The sequence below is a fragment of the Streptomyces sp. NPDC093586 genome (assembly GCF_044764905.1).
Lineage (GTDB): Bacteria > Actinomycetota > Actinomycetes > Streptomycetales > Streptomycetaceae > Streptomyces.
The window spans coordinates 1-17,467 of sequence record NZ_JBIWJA010000063.1; the positions used below are offsets into that span (position 1 = coordinate 1).

Consider the following 17,467-nt stretch of genomic DNA (forward strand, 5'->3'; position numbering starts at 1 on the left):
AAACGCCCGGTTACATTCCGAACCCGGAAGCTAAGCCTTACAGCGCCGATGGTACTGCAGGGGGGACCCTGTGGGAGAGTAGGACGCCGCCGAACTCCTTTTAGAGCTCTGGCTCTTGGGCACGCAGCCCAAGAGCCAGAGCTTTTTTGCGTTGGGGTAAGGTCGGGGAGCATCATTGGTTCGTTTCTTCCAGGAGGCCCCCGCGTGGAGGTCCAGGAGACCCGCGTGCAGACTGACCGGGTCCTCACCATTCCGAACATCCTCAGCATGGCGCGTCTCGCCGGCGTGCCCCTCTTCCTGTGGCTGATCCTCCGGCCCGAGTTCGGCGGCCCGGAGAGCGACGGCTGGGCGCTGTTGGTGCTGGCCCTGAGCGGAGTCAGTGACTACCTGGATGGGAAGCTGGCGCGGCGCTGGAACCAGATCAGCAGCCTCGGCCGGCTCCTGGACCCCGCGGCCGACCGGCTCTACATTCTGTCGACCCTGGTGGGACTCACCTGGCGGGAGATCCTTCCGCTCTGGCTGACCCTCGTACTGCTTGCCCGCGAAGCGGTCCTGCTGGTGATGGTGGGCATCCTCCGCCGTCATGGCTATCCGCCGCCGCAGGTGAACTTCCTGGGGAAGGCCGCCACGTTCAACCTCATGTATGCCTTCCCCCTGCTTCTGCTCAGCGACGGCAGCGGGTGGATCGCGTCACTCGCTGCTATTTTCGGATGGGCGTTCGCCGGATGGGGTACAACCCTCTACTGGTGGGCAGGTGTTCTCTACGTGGTTCAGGTCCGCCGCTTGGTCCGTGCGGACACCACGGCCGATTGAACTCGACCTTTGCGCGGCCGCCGCGGCCGGATGGCCCGGGCTGCAAAAGTGCGCGACCCTGGACGGGGGAAGTCGGCTAAACCGTCATCTCTTGGAGGAGGACGCTTCCGACATGAAGGCCGTCGTGATGGCCGGAGGCGAAGGCACACGCCTTCGCCCGATGACCTCGAGCATGCCCAAGCCGCTCCTGCCGGTGGCCAACCGGCCGATCATGGAGCACGTTCTGAGGCTGCTCAAAAGGCATGGGCTCAACGAGACCGTCGTCACCGTGCAGTTCCTGGCCTCTCTGGTCAAGAACTACTTCGGTGACGGTGAGGAGCTCGGAATGGAGCTCACCTATGCCAATGAGGAGAAGCCACTCGGTACAGCCGGAAGCGTCAAGAACGCCGAGGAGGCGTTGAAGGACGATGCCTTCCTCGTCATTTCCGGTGATGCCCTGACCGACTTCGACCTCACCGACCTGATCAACTTCCACAAGGAAAAGGGTGCGCTCGTCACCGTGTGTCTGACACGCGTGCCCAACCCGTTGGAATTCGGCATCACCATCGTCGACGAAGAGGGCAAGGTCGAACGCTTCCTCGAGAAGCCGACCTGGGGACAGGTCTTCTCGGACACCGTGAACACCGGTATCTACGTCATGGAGCCCGAGGTCTTCGACTACGTCGACCCCGATGTGCCCGTCGACTGGTCGGGCGACGTCTTCCCGCAGCTGATGAAGGAAGGCAAGCCCGTCTACGGCTATGTCGCCGAAGGCTACTGGGAGGACGTCGGTACGCACGAGAGCTACGTCAAGGCCCAGGCCGACGTCCTCGAGGGCAAGGTCGACGTCGACATCGACGGCTTCGAGATCTCCCCCGGAGTATGGGTGGCGGAGGGTGCCGAGGTGCATCCCGACGCCGTGCTGCGCGGGCCGCTCTACATCGGTGACTATGCCAAGGTCGAAGCCGGCGCCGAGATCCGTGAGCACACGGTCGTGGGATCCAACGTCGTCGTCAAAAGCGGCGCCTTCCTGCACAAGGCCGTCGTCCACGACAACGTGTACGTCGGACCGCACAGCAATCTGCGGGGCTGTGTCGTCGGCAAGAACACCGACATCATGCGTGCCGCGCGGATCGAGGACGGCGCGGTCATCGGTGACGAGTGCCTGGTCGGTGAAGAATCGATCGTCCAGGGCAATGTGCGGGTGTACCCGTTCAAGACGATCGAGGCCGGTGCCTTCGTCAACACCTCGGTCATCTGGGAGTCGCGGGGGCAGGCCCATCTCTTCGGTGCCCGCGGGGTGTCCGGCATCCTCAACGTGGAGATCACGCCGGAGCTGGCCGTGCGCCTGGCAGGCGCCTATGCGACCACGCTGAAGAAGGGCTCCACCGTCACCACGGCCCGTGACCACTCCCGTGGCGCGCGTGCGCTGAAGCGGGCGGTGATCTCCGCACTGCAGGCCAGCGCCATCGACGTACGCGACCTGGAGAACGTACCGCTGCCCGTGGCGCGGCAGCAGACCGCGCGCGGCAGCGCCGGCGGGATCATGATCCGCACCACGCCCGGGGTGCCGGACTCCGTGGACATCATGTTCTTCGACAGTCAGGGCGCCGATCTCTCGCAGGGCAGCCAGCGGAAGCTGGACCGGGTGTTCGCGCGGCAGGAGTACCGGCGTGCCTTCCCCGGCGAGATCGGGGACCTGCACTTCCCGTCCAGCGTCTTCGACTCCTACACCGGGTCGTTGCTGCGGAACGTCGACACCACCGGGATCGCCGAGTCAGGGCTCAAGGTGGTCGTGGACGCCTCCAACGGCAGTGCCGGGCTCGTGCTGCCCAGTCTGCTCGGCAAGCTCGGCGTCGACTCGCTGACCATCAACCCCGGACTCGACGAGTCCAGGCCGACCGAGTCGGCGGACATGCGGCGGTCGGGGCTGGTGCGTCTCGGAGAGATCGTGGCGTCCTCGCGGGCCGCGTTCGGTGTGCGGTTCGACCCGGTCGGTGAGCGGCTCTCGCTCGTCGACGAGAAGGGCCGCATCATCGAGGACGACCGGGCCCTGCTGGTCATGCTCGACCTCATCGCCGCCGAGCGGCGCAGCGGCCGGGTGGCGCTGCCGGTGACGACCACCAGGATCGCCGAGCAGGTGGCGGCGTACCACGGCACCCAGGTCGAGTGGACGACGACCTCGCCGGACGACCTCACCCGGGTCGGTGGTGAGGAAGGCACGATCTTCGGCGGTGACGGCAAGGGCGGCTTCATCGTCCCGGAATTCAGCAGTGTCTACGACGGCACGGCGGCGTTCGTCCGGCTCATCGGCCTGGTGGCGCGGACGCAGCTCACACTCAGCCAGATCGACGCGCGGATTCCGAGGGCGCACGTCCTCAGGCGTGACCTGGCCACCCCGTGGGCCGTCAAGGGGCTGGTGATGCGGCGGGTCGTCGAGGCGGCCGGAGACCGCTTCGTGGATACCACCGACGGCGTCCGCGTGGTGGAGACCGACGGGCGCTGGGTGATGGTGCTGCCCGACCCGGCCGAGGCCGTCACCCATCTGTGGGCCGAGGGCCCCGACGACGCCTCCGCGCAGGCGCTGCTCGACGAGTGGTCCGCGGTGGTGGACAGCGCGGGCCGGTAGAACACGCCGCACGCGTGCGTGCCGGACACGTGTCCCCGAGGGGGCCTGTCCGGCACGCCGGTGGGGCCGTTCGGAGGTAGTGGCCGCGGCGTGCGACGATGTGCGGCATGCCGCAGCAACCCCCCGTTCGGAGCACATCCACGCGGCCGGCGCGCCCGGACGCGTCCATGTCGTTGCTCACCAACGTGATGGACCACAGTCTCGACGACGGATACGCCGAGGCCGCCGCACGGAAGCAGGCCGAGGGCGCCGGTGGCATGCCCAGGACGCTCCGCGCCAAACTCGCCCTGGCGGCAGGGCTGGTGCTCGCCGCGCTGGTGGTCACGGTCGGAGCGGCGCAGGCACGCGTCGCGGCCCCCGTCGTCGCCAAGGAACGGGAAGAGCTGATCGACCGCGTCGAGGAGGAGACCTCGGCGGCCGACAAGCTGGAGGAGACCGTCGACGAGCTGCGTGACGACGTGGACGCGCGGCAGCGCGAGGCGTTGGAGAAGAGCGGCGACGGCGGCCGGGCCGACCTGGTGGGCGTCCTGGCCGGCGCGGTCGCGGTGCACGGCCCCGGCGTGAAGCTCGTGGTGGACGACGCCGAGGACGTCGGCACCGGCGGCGACGGCCGGCCGCGCGGCACCTCCGGGTTCTCCGCCACCGGCCGGGTGCGGGACCGGGACATGCAGCGCGTGGTCAACGGGCTGTGGGAGTCGGGAGCCGAGGCGATCTCCATCAACGGACAGCGGCTGACCGCGCTGTCGGCGATCCGTGCCGCGGGAGACGCGATACTGGTCGACAACAGACCGCTCGTGCCGCCGTACACGGTGCTCGCGGTGGGGGACGGCGAACAGCTCAGCGGCAGGTTCCAGGACAGCGCGGACGGGCTGTACCTGCATGCCCTCCAGGAGAGCTACGGCATCCGGACCGCTCTTTCCGTGGAGGACGAACTCCGGCTTCCGGCCGCACCGAGTGTGATCGTACGTACCGCACAACCGATATCCGAGAAGGGCACATCGTGATCGCCGTACTGGGCCTCGTCGTGGGAGTCGTGGCCGGCCTCTTGGTCCGGCCCGAGGTGCCTGCGGCCGTCGAGCCTTATCTGCCGATCGCCGTCGTGGCGGCGCTCGACGCCGTCTTCGGCGGTCTGCGGGCCATGCTCGACGGCATCTTCGACGACAAGGTCTTCGTGGTGTCGTTCCTGTCGAACGTGGTGGTGGCCGCACTGATCGTGTTCCTGGGCGACGAGCTGGGCGTGGGCGCCCAGCTGTCCACCGGTGTCGTGGTCGTCCTCGGCATCCGCATCTTCTCCAACGCCGCGGCGATCCGCCGGCACGTGTTCCGGGCGTGAGGCCGATGAGCGACCACGACGAGCGGCCCGCGCACCGGCTGCGCAGGGAACTGCCCGAGGAGGTGCCGCCGGCGGAGTCCGCGGCCGCGGACCTGCCCGCCGGAGACGCCCCGCAGGAGCGTGGGCTCACCGGCCGGCAGCGGCTGGTGAAGGGGCTGTGGCCGCCGCGCGTCACCCGGGCTCAACTGATCGTCGCGCTGCTGCTGTTCGGCCTGGGTTTCGGCCTCGCCGTCCAGGTCGCGTCGAACAGCGACAGCGACAGCGCGCTGCGCGGCGCCCGGCAGGAGGATCTCGTCCGCATCCTCGATGAACTGGATGACCGGACTCAACGTCTTGAAGACGAGAAGCAGGGTCTCGAGAAGCAGCGCGACGAGCTGGAGAACAGCTCGGACCAGGCCGAGGAGGCCCGTAAGCAGACGCAGGAGAAGGAGCGGCAACTCGGCATCCTGGCGGGCACGGTGGCCGCGCAGGGGCCTGGTATCACGGTGACCATCGAGGACACGAAGGGAACGGTGGAGGCGGACATGCTGCTCGACGCGGTCCAGGAACTGCGCGCGGCGGGGGCGGAGGCGATTCAGGTGAACGGCGTCCGGGTCGTCGCGGGCACCTACCTCACCGACGCCGACAAGAGCGTGAGCGTCGACGGGAACAAGATCAACGCGCCCTATCGTTTTCAGGTCATCGGCAAGCCGCAGGATCTCGAACCGGCGCTCAACATCCCTGGGGGCGTGGTGCAGACTCTGGAGAAGGAACAGGCCGCCGTTACCGTTGAGCGGTCGAGCAAGATCGTCGTGGATGCCTTGCGAGCGGCGAAGCGGCCTGACTACGCTCGGTCGTCCTCCCGGTGAACCGGCGGCGCATGGGGGGCGTGCGGCGAGGGCATGAGGTTGCGGGGGGTCGGCGCACCGTTTGGGTGGTGCGTGGTGGAAACTGTCTGGTGGAAACGGACGTTGTGAAGGTGTCCGGGTCGGCCAGTACGTTCAGTCAGGGTTCGTCCTGCCCCACGGGCGGGTCTGTTTCGGTCAAGGGGAATCGCCCGTGAAGTTGTTTGCGAAGTTGTTCGGCAAGAGCGCGCGAGAGGGCAGCGGCAACGCGACCGCTCGTCATCGCGCACAGCCTGACGCAGAGGGCCCGCGCCCGATGTTCCGGGACCAGGTCGCTGGTCCGGGTGGTGGCATTTCCGGTGGTCAGGGCGCGCCGTCTGTTGACCCCGCGCAGTCCGGCGACATAGGTTTCGGCCAACCGTCAACCTCAGGTACGGGTGGAGGGTTCTCCCCCGACCCGTACGCGTCGAACGCCCCGCAGGGGCGGCCGCGGCAGGAGGATCCGTCCATGTCGGCCCTGGTCTGCACGAGGTGCGGTAACCGCAACGCGGAGAACAGCCGCTTCTGCTCCAACTGCGGCGCTCCACTGCGTCCCGGGGCGGTTCCGGAGCGGGCGTCCGAGACGACGTCGACCATCTCCATCTCCGGCCTGGAGGCGTATGACGCCGAGGTGACCGGTCAGACGGCGGTGCCGGCGCTCTCTCCCGAGGCGCAGGCGGCCGTGGACGCGCTGCCCGTGGGTTCGGCGCTCCTGGTCGTGCGCCGTGGGCCGAACTCCGGCAGCCGCTTCCTGCTGGACGGCGAGCTGACCACGGCCGGGCGTCACCCGCAGAGCGACATCTTCCTGGACGACGTGACGGTCTCGCGCCGGCACGTGGAGTTCCGCCGCGGTCCGGACGGCTCGTTCACGGTGGCCGACGTCGGCAGCCTGAACGGCACGTACGTCAACCGCGAGCGGATCGACCAGGTCGCGCTGTCGAACGGCGACGAGGTGCAGATCGGCAAGTACCGGCTGGTCTTCTACGCGAGCCAGCGGGGCTACTGACCGTCCCCGGACTTGTTCCGGGGGAGTCCCAGGGAAGGTCCATGCTTCGAACACCGAGCGGCGGTGCCGTGTCCGGCACCGCTGCCGCGGACAGTGGGCTGATGAGCATCGGCTCGGTGCTGAACACGCTGCGCGACGAGTTCCCCGACATCACCATCTCCAAGATCCGCTTCCTGGAGTCGGAGGGGCTGGTCGAGCCTCGGCGTACCCCGGCGGGGTACCGCAAGTTCAGTGCGAACGACGTCGAGCGCCTCGGCCACGTCCTGCGCATGCAGAGGGACCACTACCTGCCGCTCAAGGTGATCCGCGAGCATCTGGACGCCATGGAGCGCGGCGAGGCGGTGCGGCTGCCGACTCTGGGCCGGCAGCGGGACGGGGAGGCCGTGGCGGAGCCCGACGAAGGACCCACGGCGGCCCGGATCGGACGGGACGAGCTGCTCGCCGCCGCCGGTATCGGGGAGCAGGAGCTGACGGAGTGGGAGTCGTACGGGCTCGTCGCCCCGCTGGCCGACGGGGTGTATGACGCCGAGGCGGTCACCGTGGCCTCGCTCGTGGTCCAGCTGGGCCGGTTCGGGATCGAGCCGCGGCACCTGCGGCTGATGAAGGCCGCCGCCGACCGGGAGGCCGGGCTGGTGGACCAGGTGGTGGCTCCGCTCAGGCGGCACCGCAACCCGCAGACCAGAGCGCACGCCGAAGCTCGCACCAAGGAACTGGCCGGGCTGGCGGTGAAGCTGCACGCGGCGCTGGTGCAGACGGCCCTCGGGGTGCGGCTGCCCTGAAGCGGAACGCCGACGGGCACCCGGATCGCCCACCCGTTCCCGGCTCGACTACCCAAACGTCCCGGGCACGGCCTAGGGTTGCTGTGTGAACGAGCTCGATGTCGTAGGTGTCCGGGTCGAGATGCCCTCCAACCAACCGATCGTGCTGCTGCGCGAAGTGGGAGGCGACCGCTACCTCCCCATCTGGATCGGACCGGGCGAGGCGACGGCGATCGCCTTCGCCCAGCAGGGCATGGCTCCCGCGCGGCCGCTGACCCACGACCTGTTCAAGGACGTGCTGGAGGCTGTCGGCCAGGAGCTCACGGAAGTGCGCATCACGGATCTGCGTGAGGGGGTCTTCTACGCCGAGCTGGTCTTCGCCAGCGGTGTCGAGGTGAGCGCCCGGCCGTCCGACGCCATAGCGCTCGCGCTGCGCACCGGAACGCCGATCTACGGGAGCGACACGGTGCTCGACGACGCGGGCATCGCCATTCCGGACGAGCAGGAGGACGAGGTGGAAAAGTTCCGCGAGTTCCTCGACCAGATCTCACCGGAGGACTTCGGCACCAGCAACCAGTAGTCACGCACCGGGCCGAGAACGGTACGACAGCGTCATACGGCCCCGTCCGGGCACATTCGGCTAGCCTTTCCCCGCGGCGGGGCACGCGAAACCACTCTTAGGGTGATTATCACTCGGCGTGCCGAGTGTGGCGATCGTTGACGCACCCTTGGTGACTGCCTACCGTCGAGGAGGCAGGTCAAGGACGGAGGTCGGCGTGAGAATGAGCGGCGACAGTACGGCTGGGGGTGGCCCCGGGCGCGGCCTCGGGGTGGGCGGCTCGTACCCTTCCCCGAGCCCTCGGCTCCGCTCGGGCGGGGGGTGTCCCCAGCCAGGCGGCGCGGCCGATCATGCTCCGCAGCGGCCGGCGGCCGTGCCGAGCAGCGGAGGGGCGACGTCCATGGCGTCCGAGCAGATCGGCTATCGCGGGCCGACGGCCTGCGCCGCCGCAGGCATCACCTACCGGCAGCTCGACTACTGGGCCCGTACGGGTCTCGTCGAGCCCAGCGTGCGGCCCGCCCACGGGTCCGGCACCCAGCGCCTCTACAGCTTCCGCGACGTCGTCGTGCTGAAGATCGTCAAGCGGTTCCTCGACACCGGGGTGTCGCTGCAGAACATCCGCACCGCCGTCCAGCACCTCAGGGAGCGCGGCTTCCGTGACCTGGAGCGCATGACGCTGATGAGCGACGGCGCCACGGTCTACGAGTGCACCTCGCCCGACGAGGTCCACGCCTTGCTCCAGGGCGGCCAGGGCATCTTCGGGATCGCCGTCGGCGTGGTGTGGCGGGACGTCGAGAGCGCGCTGTCCCAGCTCCACGGGGAGCGGATCGATACGGGGGAGACCCTGGTCGGGCCCAACCCCGCGGACGAGCTGGCGCGGCGCCGCAACCGGGCGGTGTGAACACCGCCGCAGCCGGGCGGGGCATTGTCAGTGGCGTAGGGCAGCATCGGAGACGTGAGAACCGCGCCCACGATCCTGCACCTCGACATGGATGCCTTCTTCGCCTCGGTGGAGCAGGCGTCCAAGCCGAGCCTGCGGGGGAAGGCCGTCGTCGTCGGCGGGCTCGGACCGAGGGGAGTGGTCGCCACGGCCTCCTACGAGGCGCGCGTCTTCGGCGTCCACTCGGCGATGCCCATGGGCCAGGCCCGGCGGCTCGCGCCCAACGCCGCCTATCTCGTCCCGCGCTTCGAGCTGTACCGGTCGATCAGCGAGCAGGTGATGCGGCTGCTGCGGGCGCTGTCGCCGCTGGTGGAGCCGTTGAGTCTGGACGAGGCGTTCGTGGACCTGGAGGCCGGTGGGGCGGCCTGGGACGCGGCGTCGGCGCGGCTGGCCGGGGCGAAGCTGCGCGCGGACATCCGGGCCGTCACCGGTCTCACCGGTTCGGTCGGGCTGGCCGCCTCCAAGATGCTCGCCAAGATCGCTTCGGAGGAGGCCAAGCCGGACGGGCTGGTGCTCATCGATCCTGGGACGGAGCGGGCCATGCTCGGTCCGAAGTCCGTCCGGATCCTCCCCGGGGTGGGACCGGCGACGGGTGACCATCTGCGCAGGGCAGGGATCACGACGGTCGGGGAACTCGTCGAGGCGGGCGAGGACGAGCTGGTACGACTGCTCGGCAAGGCGCACGGGCACGCCCTGTACACGATGGCGCTCGCGCGTGACGACCGCCCCGTGGTGGCCGAGCGGGAGACCAAGTCGGTGTCGGTCGAGGACACGTACGACGTGGACATCCACGACCGTTTGCGGGTCGGTGCGGAGGTGGGGCGGCTCGCCGACCGGTGCGTGCGGCGGCTGCGCAAGTCCGGGCTGTCCGGCCGGACCATCGTGCTCAAGGTCCGGCGGTACGACTTCTCGACGCTGACGCGCTCGGAGACCCTGCGCGGACCCACGGACGACCCGGCGGTGGTGCGGGAGGCGGCGGCCCGGCTGCTGGAATCGGTGGACACCACGGGTGGTGTGCGGCTGCTCGGGGTCGGCGTCAGCGGGCTCGCCGACTACACGCAGGAGGATCTGTTCGCGCAGGCGGCGGGGGAACGGGCCGAGGAGCTCGCGGAGGAGCCGGGCGACGAACCCGCAGAGGAGCAGCGGCAGACGCCCGTCGAGCGCCGCTGGCCCTCGGGGCACGACGTGCGGCACACGGAGTTCGGGCACGGGTGGGTGCAGGGCAGCGGCCTGGGACGGGTCACGGTGCGCTTCGAGACGCCGTACTCCGGGCCCGGCCGGGTGCGGACCTTTCCCATCGGCGATCCGCGGCTGACATCGGCCGAGCCGCTGCCGCTGGTCGTGTCCACGTCGCGAAGACCCGGGGAGGGCGGGGTGACGGCGGCCTCCGGCGGAGAGGGAGCCGCGGACTCCCCGGCACCCTCGGCGGCTGAGGCCGCCGACCGGGGGATCGCGGAGGCTACCCCGTGAGCGGGGGCCTCGTGCTGCGAGCCGCCGTGAGGCGCGTCGAGTCGCCGCGGTGGGCGTGAAGGACGTCCGGCCCGGCGGGCGGCCGGCGCCTGGGCCTCAGCTCTCCTCGTTGCCCGTGCCCGCCAGCTTGCCGAAGTCGTGGTCCGGGAGCGGGGGAGCGTCGGCCACGTCGAGGCCGTAGTGGTGGTAGAGCTGGAGTTCCTGTTCCGGCGAGAGGTGGCGGCCTACCCCGAAGTCGGGGGCCTCCCTGATCAGGGACCGGTCGAAGGGCACGCGCAGGGTGCCGTCGACCAGTTCGCTGGGCTCCAGGGGTACGAAGGCGTCCCTGCTGAACAGGCCGGTGCGTATGGCGGCCCACTCGGGGACGCCGGTGGCATCGTCGAGGTAGACCTCGTCGACGGTGCCGATCCTGGTCCCGTTGCGGTCGAACGCCTTGCGGCCTATCAGACTGCGCGGATCGATGTCGGTACGCACGGGCCCTCCACTTGGTCGCACTCAGGTAGCCAACCATCCGGCGAATCATCCGCCAGTACTACGAAAAGGCACATTGGGGAGAGTGGCCACTCGAAGGTCAGTGCGTCCCCCTCGCTGGTAGGCTGGCGAACGGCTGCTGACCCCGTGCGGGAGAGTCCTCCAGACATCATCGGAGGCGCCGAAGGAGCAAACCCTCCCCGGAATCTCTCAGGCACACGTACCGCACGGACGAGGTCACTCTGGAAAGCAGGGCGGGGGCCGACGGCTTCCGCTCTCACCGACGGTGAAAACCGGCAGCTCTCGGGCGGCCCGGTGAAGCTCTCAGGTCGAGATGACAGAGGGGGAGGCCATCCGGGTACCCGCGCCGTGGTGCCCCTCGAAGGTCGTCGGACCAGGAGGCCTCCGCTCATGACCGCCCCTCGCATTCCGCTCTCCGAGCTCGAACAGGCAGCACCCTTCGAGCAGCGCCACATCGGCCCCGACCACGAGGCCCGGGCCAAGATGCTCGCGCAGGTCGGCTACGGCTCGCTCGACGAGCTGACGGCCGCCGCGGTACCGGATGTGATCAAGAACGCCGACGCGCTGGACCTGCCGGGCGCCCGCTCCGAGGCCGAGGTACTGGCCGAGCTGCGCTCGCTGGCCGACCGCAACCAGGTCCTCGACTCCATGATCGGCCTGGGCTACTACGGCACCTTCACCCCGCCGGTCATCCTGCGCAACGTCATGGAGAACCCTGCCTGGTACACCGCGTACACGCCGTACCAGCCGGAGATCTCCCAGGGGCGTCTGGAGGCCCTGCTGAACTTCCAGACCATGGTCGCCGACCTCACCGGCCTGCCGACCTCCGGCGCCTCGCTGCTCGACGAGGGCACCGCCGCCGCCGAGGCGATGGCCCTGTCCCGGCGCATGGGCAGGAACAAGAAGGGCCTCTTCCTGGTCGACGCGGACGCGCTGCCGCAGACCATCGCCGTGATCCGGACCCGCGCCGAGCCGACCGGCGTCGAGGTCGTCGTCGCCGACCTGAGCGACGGCATCCCGGCCGAGGTCGCCGAGCGGGAGATCAACGGCGTCCTGATCCAGTACCCGGGCGCCTCCGGTGCCGTCCGCGACATCAAGCCGGTCGTCGACCGGGCGCACGAGCTGGGCGCGCTGGTCACCGTCGCCGCCGACCTGCTCGCGCTGACGCTGCTGAAGTCGCCCGGTGAGCTGGGCGCGGACATCGCCGTCGGCACCACCCAGCGCTTCGGCGTGCCGATGGGCTTCGGCGGGCCGCACGCCGGCTACATGGCCGTGCACGAGAAGTTCGCGCGCAGCCTGCCCGGCCGCCTCGTGGGCGTCTCCGTGGACGCCGACGGCAACAAGGCCTACCGCCTCGCCCTGCAGACCCGCGAGCAGCACATCCGCCGCGAGAAGGCGACCAGCAACATCTGCACCGCCCAGGTGCTGCTCGCCGTCATGGCCGGCATGTACGCCGTGTACCACGGGCCGGACGGGCTGCGGGCCATCGCGCGCCGCACCCACCGGTACGCCTCGGTCACCGCCGCGGGCCTCGCGGCCGGCGGCGTCGAGATCGTGCACGGCTCCTACTTCGACACGGTCACCGCGCGGGTGCCGGGCCGGGCCGACGAGATCGTGCACGCCGCCCGTGAGAACGGCATCAACCTGCGCCTCGTCGACGCCGACCACGTGTCGTTCGCCTGCGACGAGACCACCACGCGCGCCCAGGTCGGCGGCGTGTGGAACGCGTTCGGCGTCGAGGGCGACATCGAGGCCCTGGACGCGAGCGCCGAGGACACACTGCCCGAGGCGCTGCTGCGCACCGACGACTTCCTGACCCACCCGGTCTTCCACGCGCACCGCTCCGAGACCGCGATGCTGCGCTACCTGCGCCGCCTCGCCGACCGCGACTACGCGCTCGACCGAGGCATGATCCCGCTGGGCTCGTGCACCATGAAGCTCAACGCGACCACCGAGATGGAGCCGGTCACCTGGCCCGAGTTCGGCGCGCTGCACCCCTTCGCGCCCGCCGAGCAGGCGCAGGGCTACCTCACGCTCATCCGCGAGCTGGAGGAGCGGCTCGCCGAGGTCACCGGGTACGACAAGGTGTCGCTGCAGCCCAACGCGGGCTCGCAGGGCGAGTTCGCCGGTCTGCTCGCCGTCCGCGGCTACCACCGCGCCAACGGCGACGACCAGCGCACCGTCTGTCTCATCCCGTCCTCCGCACACGGCACCAACGCGGCGAGCGCGGTCATGGCCGGCATGAAGGTGGTCGTCGTCAAGACCGCCGAGGACGGCGAGGTCGACGTCGAGGACCTGCGCGCCAAGATCGAGAAGCACCGCGACGAGCTGGCCGTGCTGATGATCACGTACCCCTCGACGCACGGTGTGTTCGAGGAGCACGTCGCCGACATCTGCGCCCAGGTGCACGACGCCGGCGGCCAGGTCTACGTGGACGGCGCCAACCTCAACGCCCTGGTCGGCCTCGCCAAGCCGGGCCACTTCGGCGGCGACGTCTCCCACCTGAACCTGCACAAGACGTTCTGCATCCCGCACGGCGGCGGCGGCCCCGGCGTCGGCCCCGTGGCCGTACGGTCGCACCTCGCGCCGTACCTGCCCAACCACCCGCTGCAGCCCGCGGCCGGTCCGCGGACCGGTGTCGGACCGATCTCGGCGGCGCCGTGGGGTTCGGCCGGCATCCTGCCGATCTCCTGGTCGTACGTCCGGCTGATGGGCGGCGAGGGCCTCAAGCGCGCCACCCAGGTGGCCGTGCTGTCCGCCAACTACATCGCCAAGCGTCTCGAGCCCCACTTCCCCGTGCTGTACACCGGGCCGGCCGGGCTGGTCGCGCACGAGTGCATCGTCGACCTGCGTCCGCTGACCAAGGCGACCGGCGTGAGCGTGGACGACGTCGCCAAGCGGCTGATCGACTACGGCTTCCACGCGCCGACGATGTCCTTCCCGGTGGCCGGCACGCTGATGATCGAGCCGACCGAGTCCGAGGACCTGACGGAGCTGGACCGCTTCTGCGACGCGATGATCGCCATCCGCGCGGAGATCGAGAAGGTCGGCTCCGGCGCCTGGCCCGCGGAGGACAACCCGCTGCGCAACGCCCCGCACACCGCCGGTGCGCTGGGCGGCGAGTGGGACCACGCGTACACGCGCGAGGAGGCCGTGTTCCCGACCGGAGTGTCGGTGGCCGACAAGTACTGGCCGCCGGTGCGCCGCATCGACCAGGCCTTCGGCGACCGGAACCTCGTGTGCTCCTGCCCGCCGCTGGACGCCTACGCGGACTGATCAGGCCGCGGTGAAGGCTCCGCCCGGGGGGCGGAGCCTTCACGCTTGCCGCGCCGTGGCGAGCATGACCTCGGTCGACTTGATCAGGGCGACGACGTCGGACCCCACGAAGAGGCCCAGCTCCTCGACGGCCTCCCTCGTGATCACGGCGGTCAGCTCGGCGTCGTCCATGGTGACGTGGACGGCCGCCATGGCCTCGCCGAGCGTGATCCGGGTGACCGCGCCGGGCAGCCGGTTGCGGATCGACAGATCGTCGGTCCGGCCGGTGGCCAGGGAGACCTCCGTCGACTTCACCAGGGCGCGGACGGCCGTTCCGACGCTCAGGCCGAGGTCGTCGACGGCCTCCCTGGTGATGGCCGCGGTGAGGTCCTGCCCCCCGGTCAGGCGGACCTTGACCGTCGCCATGGCCTCGCCCGGGGTGACGGCGGTGACGGTGCCGGGGAGCTGGTTGCGGATGCTCAGGCTCATGGGGGCACCGTAGCCCGGCGACGCCGTCAGGCCGGGTATGCGTGGGTCTGCGTCGCCTTGACCGTCGCCCACACCGGTGCGCCCGGGTGAAGGCCGAGTTCGGCCGCGGCGACCGTGGTGAGGTCGGCGGCGAGCGCGAGTTCGCCGGTCAGGTCCACGCGGATCTGGTCGCCGTGGGTCTCCAGGCCCGCGACCTCGCACCGCCACATGTTGCGCGCGCTGGAGCCCGCGGGACGCTCCCCGTACAGGGTCACGGCGCTCGGCGGGAACGCCACGAAGACCGGTCCGGTCAGGTCTTCCGTGGTCGTGATGGCCGGACCGGCGTCGAGCCGGACGGTGTGGGAGTCGGCCAGACCGCGGTAGAGGTTCAGGCCGACCAGCCGCGCGATGTAGTCGGTGCGGGGCCGACGGGCGATGTCGGCGGGATCGCCCTCCTGGACGACCGTGCCGTGCTCGACGACCACCAGACGGTCGGCCAGCACCATGGCGTCCAGCGGATCGTGGGTGACCAGGACCGCGACGGCCTCGAAGTCGGCCAGGTGACGGCGGAGCTGGGCGCGCACCTCGAGCCGCGTCCGGGCGTCCAGCGCGGCGAGCGGCTCGTCCAGGAGCAGCAGCCGGGGGTTGGTCGCGAGGGCACGGGCGAGGGCGACGCGCTGCGCCTGGCCGCCGGAGAGGCGGCGCGGCTTGGCGCCCGCGTGGCCGGCCAGGCCCATGCGGTCCAGCCACGTGGCGGCCAGGGCCCGGGCCTCGGCCTTCGTCGCGCCCCGGCAGCGCGGGCCGAAGGCCACGTTGTCGAGCGAGGTCAGGTGCGGGAAGAGCAGGTAGTCCTGGAAGACGACGCCGACCGGGCGGGACTCGGGCGGCGTACGGTCCAGCGCGGCCCCGTCGAGACGCAGATGGCCCCCGGTGAGCGGGAGCAGGCCGGCCAGGGCACGCAGCGCGGTGCTCTTGCCGGCGCCGTTGGGGCCGAGCAGGGCGACGACCTCGCCGGGCGCGGCGGCCAGCGGCACGTCCAGGCGGAAGCCACCGCGTTCCACGACGAGCCGCGCGTCGAGGCCGTCGCCGGGCGTGGTGCCGGTGAACTCCGGTCGGCTCATGCCGCCCTCATCCAGCGGTCCCGCAGACCGGCCAGTACGGCGATGGAGACGGCCAGCAGCACCAGGCTGAGGGCGATCGCCGCCGCCGGATCGTTCTGCAGCGCCAGGTAGACCGCCAGCGGCATGGTCTGGGTCCGCCCGGGGAAGTTGCCCGCGAACGTGATCGTCGCCCCGAACTCTCCCAGCGCCCGCGCCCACGCGAGGACGGAGCCCGCCGCGATGCCCGGCGCGATCAGCGGCAGCGTGACCCGGCGGAACGCGGTGAAGCGGGAGGCGCCCAGCGTCGTGGCGGCCTCCTCGTACCGTGGATCGGCGGCCCGCAGGGTGCCCTCCACACTGATGACCAGGAAGGGCATCGCCACGAACGTCTCCGCGAGGACGACGCCCGTCGTGGTGAACGGCAGCGTGATCCCGAACCACGCGTCCAGCCACTGCCCGATCACGCCGTTGCGGCCGAACGCCAGCAGCAGCGCCACGCCGCCGACCACCGGGGGCAGCACCAGCGGCAGCGTCACCAACGCGCGCACGAGGCCGCGGCCGGGGAAGTCCGTGCGGGCCAGCAGCCAGGCCAGCGGGACGCCGATCAGCAGGCTCAGCGCGGTCGCCGAGGTGGCGCACACCAGCGACAGCCGCAGGGCCTGCCACACCTCGGCGCTGGTCAGTTGGCCGGGCAGGCTCCGCCAGGGGGCCCGCACCAGCAGGGCGGCCAGGGGGAGCAGCAGGAATGCCAGACCGACGAGGGCGGGCACCAGCAGGGGCACCGGCACGGTACGGAAGCGGCCGCGGCGCGGCCCGCCCGCCACGGAGTCCGCCCCGGGCCGCGCGGACTTGGTCACCGTCGGCCTCGTCATGGCGTGCGGAACCCGGCCCCGGTGAGCACCCGCTGCCCCTCGGGGGACTTCACCAGCTCGATGAAGGCCCTGCCCGCGTTCGCGTGGGGCGCCTTCTCGAGCAGGGCGATCGGATAGTCGTTCACGGCCTCGGCCGACTCGGGGAACTCCACGCCCCGCACCTTGTCACCGGCCGCCTTCACATCGGTCCTGTAGACGACGGCGGCGTCGGCCTCCTTCAGCACGACCTTGGTCAGGGCGCTCTTGACGTCCTGCTCGTACGAGGCGGGGGTGAGCTCCAGGCCGCTCGCGTCCAGGGCCTTCTGCGCGGCGGCGCCGCACGGCACGGTCCTGTCGCACAGCACGACCTTCAGGCCGGAGCGGGTGAGGTCCTTCAGGGAGGAGATCCTCTCGGGGTTGCCGGGGAGGGTGGCGATCTCCAGCTGGTTGCGGGCGAAGACCGTCGGTGCGCCGGCCGCGTCCCCGGCGTCGGTCACCGTGGCCATCGTCCCGGGGCTGGCGGAGGCGAACACGTCCGCGGGCGCACCGCTGGTGATGCTGGCGGCCAGGGAGTCGCTGCCGGCGAAGCTGAAGGTGACCTCGGTGTCCGGGTGCCGCTTCTCGAACGTCTCGCCGAGCGCGGTGAAGCTCTCCTCGAGCGAGGCGGCGGCGAAGACCGTGACGGGGCCGGAGACCTCGGCGGACGAGGAACCGGCCGAGTCGGAGCCGGAGTCCGCGCCGGAGGGTGACGAGCAGGCGCTGAGGGCCAGCAGTGCGGCGACTCCCGCGCCGGTCGCCGGCACGGCCCGGCGGATGCCGCGGGACCTGAGCGCAGAACGGTTCATCACGGGACACTCCCTCTGTCACGGGCCGGGAGTCCGCCGGGCCCGGCGGCCGGGCGCACGTCGGGCTCTCCGATGCGCCGATCATACTTCCGCATCTGCGAGGGAT

At 70.8% G+C, this 17,467-nt stretch carries 16 protein-coding genes, 1 rRNA gene and 1 riboswitch; of the genes, 12 read left to right on the plus strand and 5 right to left on the minus strand.

Features of this window, described 5'->3' with window-relative positions; genetic code table 11:
* The 11 genes from rrf to ACIRFH_RS35075 all read left to right on the plus strand — a co-directional run.
* Positions 1-95, plus strand: a 5S ribosomal RNA gene (rrf, locus tag ACIRFH_RS35025); the annotation flags it as partial.
* Between the two features lie 109 nt (positions 96-204).
* On the plus strand, positions 205-813 hold the full coding sequence (locus tag ACIRFH_RS35030) for a CDP-alcohol phosphatidyltransferase family protein (RefSeq protein WP_403530128.1): 609 nt from the start codon (positions 205-207) through the stop codon (positions 811-813).
* Between the two features lie 112 nt (positions 814-925).
* Complete coding sequence (locus tag ACIRFH_RS35035; protein WP_403530131.1) at positions 926-3,421, plus strand: sugar phosphate nucleotidyltransferase; 2,496 nt, start codon at positions 926-928, stop codon at positions 3,419-3,421.
* Positions 3,422-3,588: 167 nt separating this feature from the next.
* Positions 3,589-4,425, plus strand: a complete 837-nt coding sequence (locus ACIRFH_RS35040) for a DUF881 domain-containing protein (protein ID WP_403530134.1) — start codon at positions 3,589-3,591, stop codon at positions 4,423-4,425.
* Positions 4,422-4,754 carry a small basic family protein gene (locus ACIRFH_RS35045; RefSeq protein WP_360225068.1) on the plus strand — a complete coding sequence of 111 codons (333 nt, stop codon included), beginning with the start codon at positions 4,422-4,424 and terminating at the stop codon, positions 4,752-4,754. Before ACIRFH_RS35040 ends, ACIRFH_RS35045 begins: the two co-directional genes overlap by 4 nt.
* 5 nt (positions 4,755-4,759) lie before the next feature.
* Entirely contained in the window at positions 4,760-5,602 is an 843-nt protein-coding gene (locus ACIRFH_RS35050) for a DUF881 domain-containing protein (protein ID WP_403530137.1), read from the plus strand.
* A 61-nt stretch (positions 5,603-5,663) separates the two neighbouring features.
* Entirely contained in the window at positions 5,664-6,623 is a 960-nt protein-coding gene (locus ACIRFH_RS35055; RefSeq protein WP_403530139.1) for an FHA domain-containing protein, read from the plus strand.
* 41 nt (positions 6,624-6,664) lie between these two features.
* A complete protein-coding gene (locus ACIRFH_RS35060; protein ID WP_403530142.1) occupies positions 6,665-7,402 on the plus strand; it encodes a MerR family transcriptional regulator in 738 nt (245 codons plus the stop codon).
* Between the two features lie 85 nt (positions 7,403-7,487).
* On the plus strand, positions 7,488-7,961 hold the full coding sequence (locus tag ACIRFH_RS35065; RefSeq protein WP_004934251.1) for a bifunctional nuclease family protein: 474 nt from the start codon (positions 7,488-7,490) through the stop codon (positions 7,959-7,961).
* A 196-nt stretch (positions 7,962-8,157) separates the two neighbouring features.
* Entirely contained in the window at positions 8,158-8,841 is a 684-nt protein-coding gene (locus ACIRFH_RS35070; protein ID WP_403530145.1) for a MerR family transcriptional regulator, read from the plus strand.
* Positions 8,842-8,895: 54 nt separating this feature from the next.
* Positions 8,896-10,350, plus strand: coding sequence for a DNA polymerase IV (locus tag ACIRFH_RS35075; protein WP_403530148.1), 1,455 nt, complete (start codon positions 8,896-8,898; stop codon positions 10,348-10,350).
* 96 nt (positions 10,351-10,446) lie between these two features.
* On the opposite strand, the gene ACIRFH_RS35080 is transcribed toward ACIRFH_RS35075, so the two are convergent.
* Positions 10,447-10,824, minus strand: coding sequence for a PRC-barrel domain-containing protein (locus tag ACIRFH_RS35080; protein ID WP_403530151.1), 378 nt, complete (start codon positions 10,822-10,824; stop codon positions 10,447-10,449).
* 137 nt (positions 10,825-10,961) lie between these two features.
* A riboswitch (glycine riboswitch) is annotated at positions 10,962-11,057 on the plus strand.
* A gap of 175 nt (positions 11,058-11,232) precedes the next feature.
* Between ACIRFH_RS35080 and gcvP the strand changes: the two genes are divergently transcribed.
* Positions 11,233-14,118, plus strand: a complete 2,886-nt coding sequence (gene gcvP / locus ACIRFH_RS35085) for an aminomethyl-transferring glycine dehydrogenase (RefSeq protein ID WP_403530154.1) — start codon at positions 11,233-11,235, stop codon at positions 14,116-14,118.
* A 39-nt stretch (positions 14,119-14,157) separates the two neighbouring features.
* On the opposite strand, the gene ACIRFH_RS35090 is transcribed toward gcvP, so the two are convergent.
* The 4 genes from ACIRFH_RS35090 to modA are packed head-to-tail and all read right to left on the minus strand — an operon-like array spanning position 14,158 to position 17,361.
* Complete coding sequence (locus ACIRFH_RS35090; RefSeq protein WP_403530157.1) at positions 14,158-14,586, minus strand: molybdopterin-binding protein; 429 nt, start codon at positions 14,584-14,586, stop codon at positions 14,158-14,160.
* Between the two features lie 26 nt (positions 14,587-14,612).
* Positions 14,613-15,686 (minus strand): ABC transporter ATP-binding protein, encoded by a 1,074-nt coding sequence (locus ACIRFH_RS35095; protein WP_403530160.1) that lies wholly within the window; start codon positions 15,684-15,686, stop codon positions 14,613-14,615.
* A complete protein-coding gene (modB, locus tag ACIRFH_RS35100; protein ID WP_403530163.1) occupies positions 15,683-16,537 on the minus strand; it encodes a molybdate ABC transporter permease subunit in 855 nt (284 codons plus the stop codon). Before modB ends, ACIRFH_RS35095 begins: the two co-directional genes overlap by 4 nt.
* On the minus strand, positions 16,534-17,361 hold the full coding sequence (modA, locus tag ACIRFH_RS35105) for a molybdate ABC transporter substrate-binding protein (protein WP_403530193.1): 828 nt from the start codon (positions 17,359-17,361) through the stop codon (positions 16,534-16,536). The genes modB and modA overlap by 4 nt, the downstream gene beginning before the upstream one ends.
* Positions 17,362-17,467 lie beyond the last annotated feature (106 nt).

What these genes read in the sequence shown, in the direction of transcription:
- gcvP (WP_403530154.1), top strand. Translation starts at nt 11,233, where the DNA reads ATGACCGCCCCTCGCATTCCGCTCTCCGAGCTCGAACAGGCAGCACCC.
- ACIRFH_RS35050 (WP_403530137.1), top strand. Translation starts at nt 4,760, where the DNA reads ATGAGCGACCACGACGAGCGGCCCGCGCACCGGCTGCGCAGGGAACTG.
- modB (WP_403530163.1), bottom strand. Translation starts at nt 16,537, where the DNA reads ATGACGAGGCCGACGGTGACCAAGTCCGCGCGGCCCGGGGCGGACTCC.
- ACIRFH_RS35060 (WP_403530142.1), top strand. Translation starts at nt 6,665, where the DNA reads ATGCTTCGAACACCGAGCGGCGGTGCCGTGTCCGGCACCGCTGCCGCG.
- modA (WP_403530193.1), bottom strand. Translation starts at nt 17,361, where the DNA reads ATGAACCGTTCTGCGCTCAGGTCCCGCGGCATCCGCCGGGCCGTGCCG.
- ACIRFH_RS35040 (WP_403530134.1), top strand. Translation starts at nt 3,589, where the DNA reads ATGTCGTTGCTCACCAACGTGATGGACCACAGTCTCGACGACGGATAC.
- ACIRFH_RS35035 (WP_403530131.1), top strand. Translation starts at nt 926, where the DNA reads ATGAAGGCCGTCGTGATGGCCGGAGGCGAAGGCACACGCCTTCGCCCG.
- ACIRFH_RS35090 (WP_403530157.1), bottom strand. Translation starts at nt 14,586, where the DNA reads ATGAGCCTGAGCATCCGCAACCAGCTCCCCGGCACCGTCACCGCCGTC.
- ACIRFH_RS35095 (WP_403530160.1), bottom strand. Translation starts at nt 15,686, where the DNA reads ATGAGCCGACCGGAGTTCACCGGCACCACGCCCGGCGACGGCCTCGAC.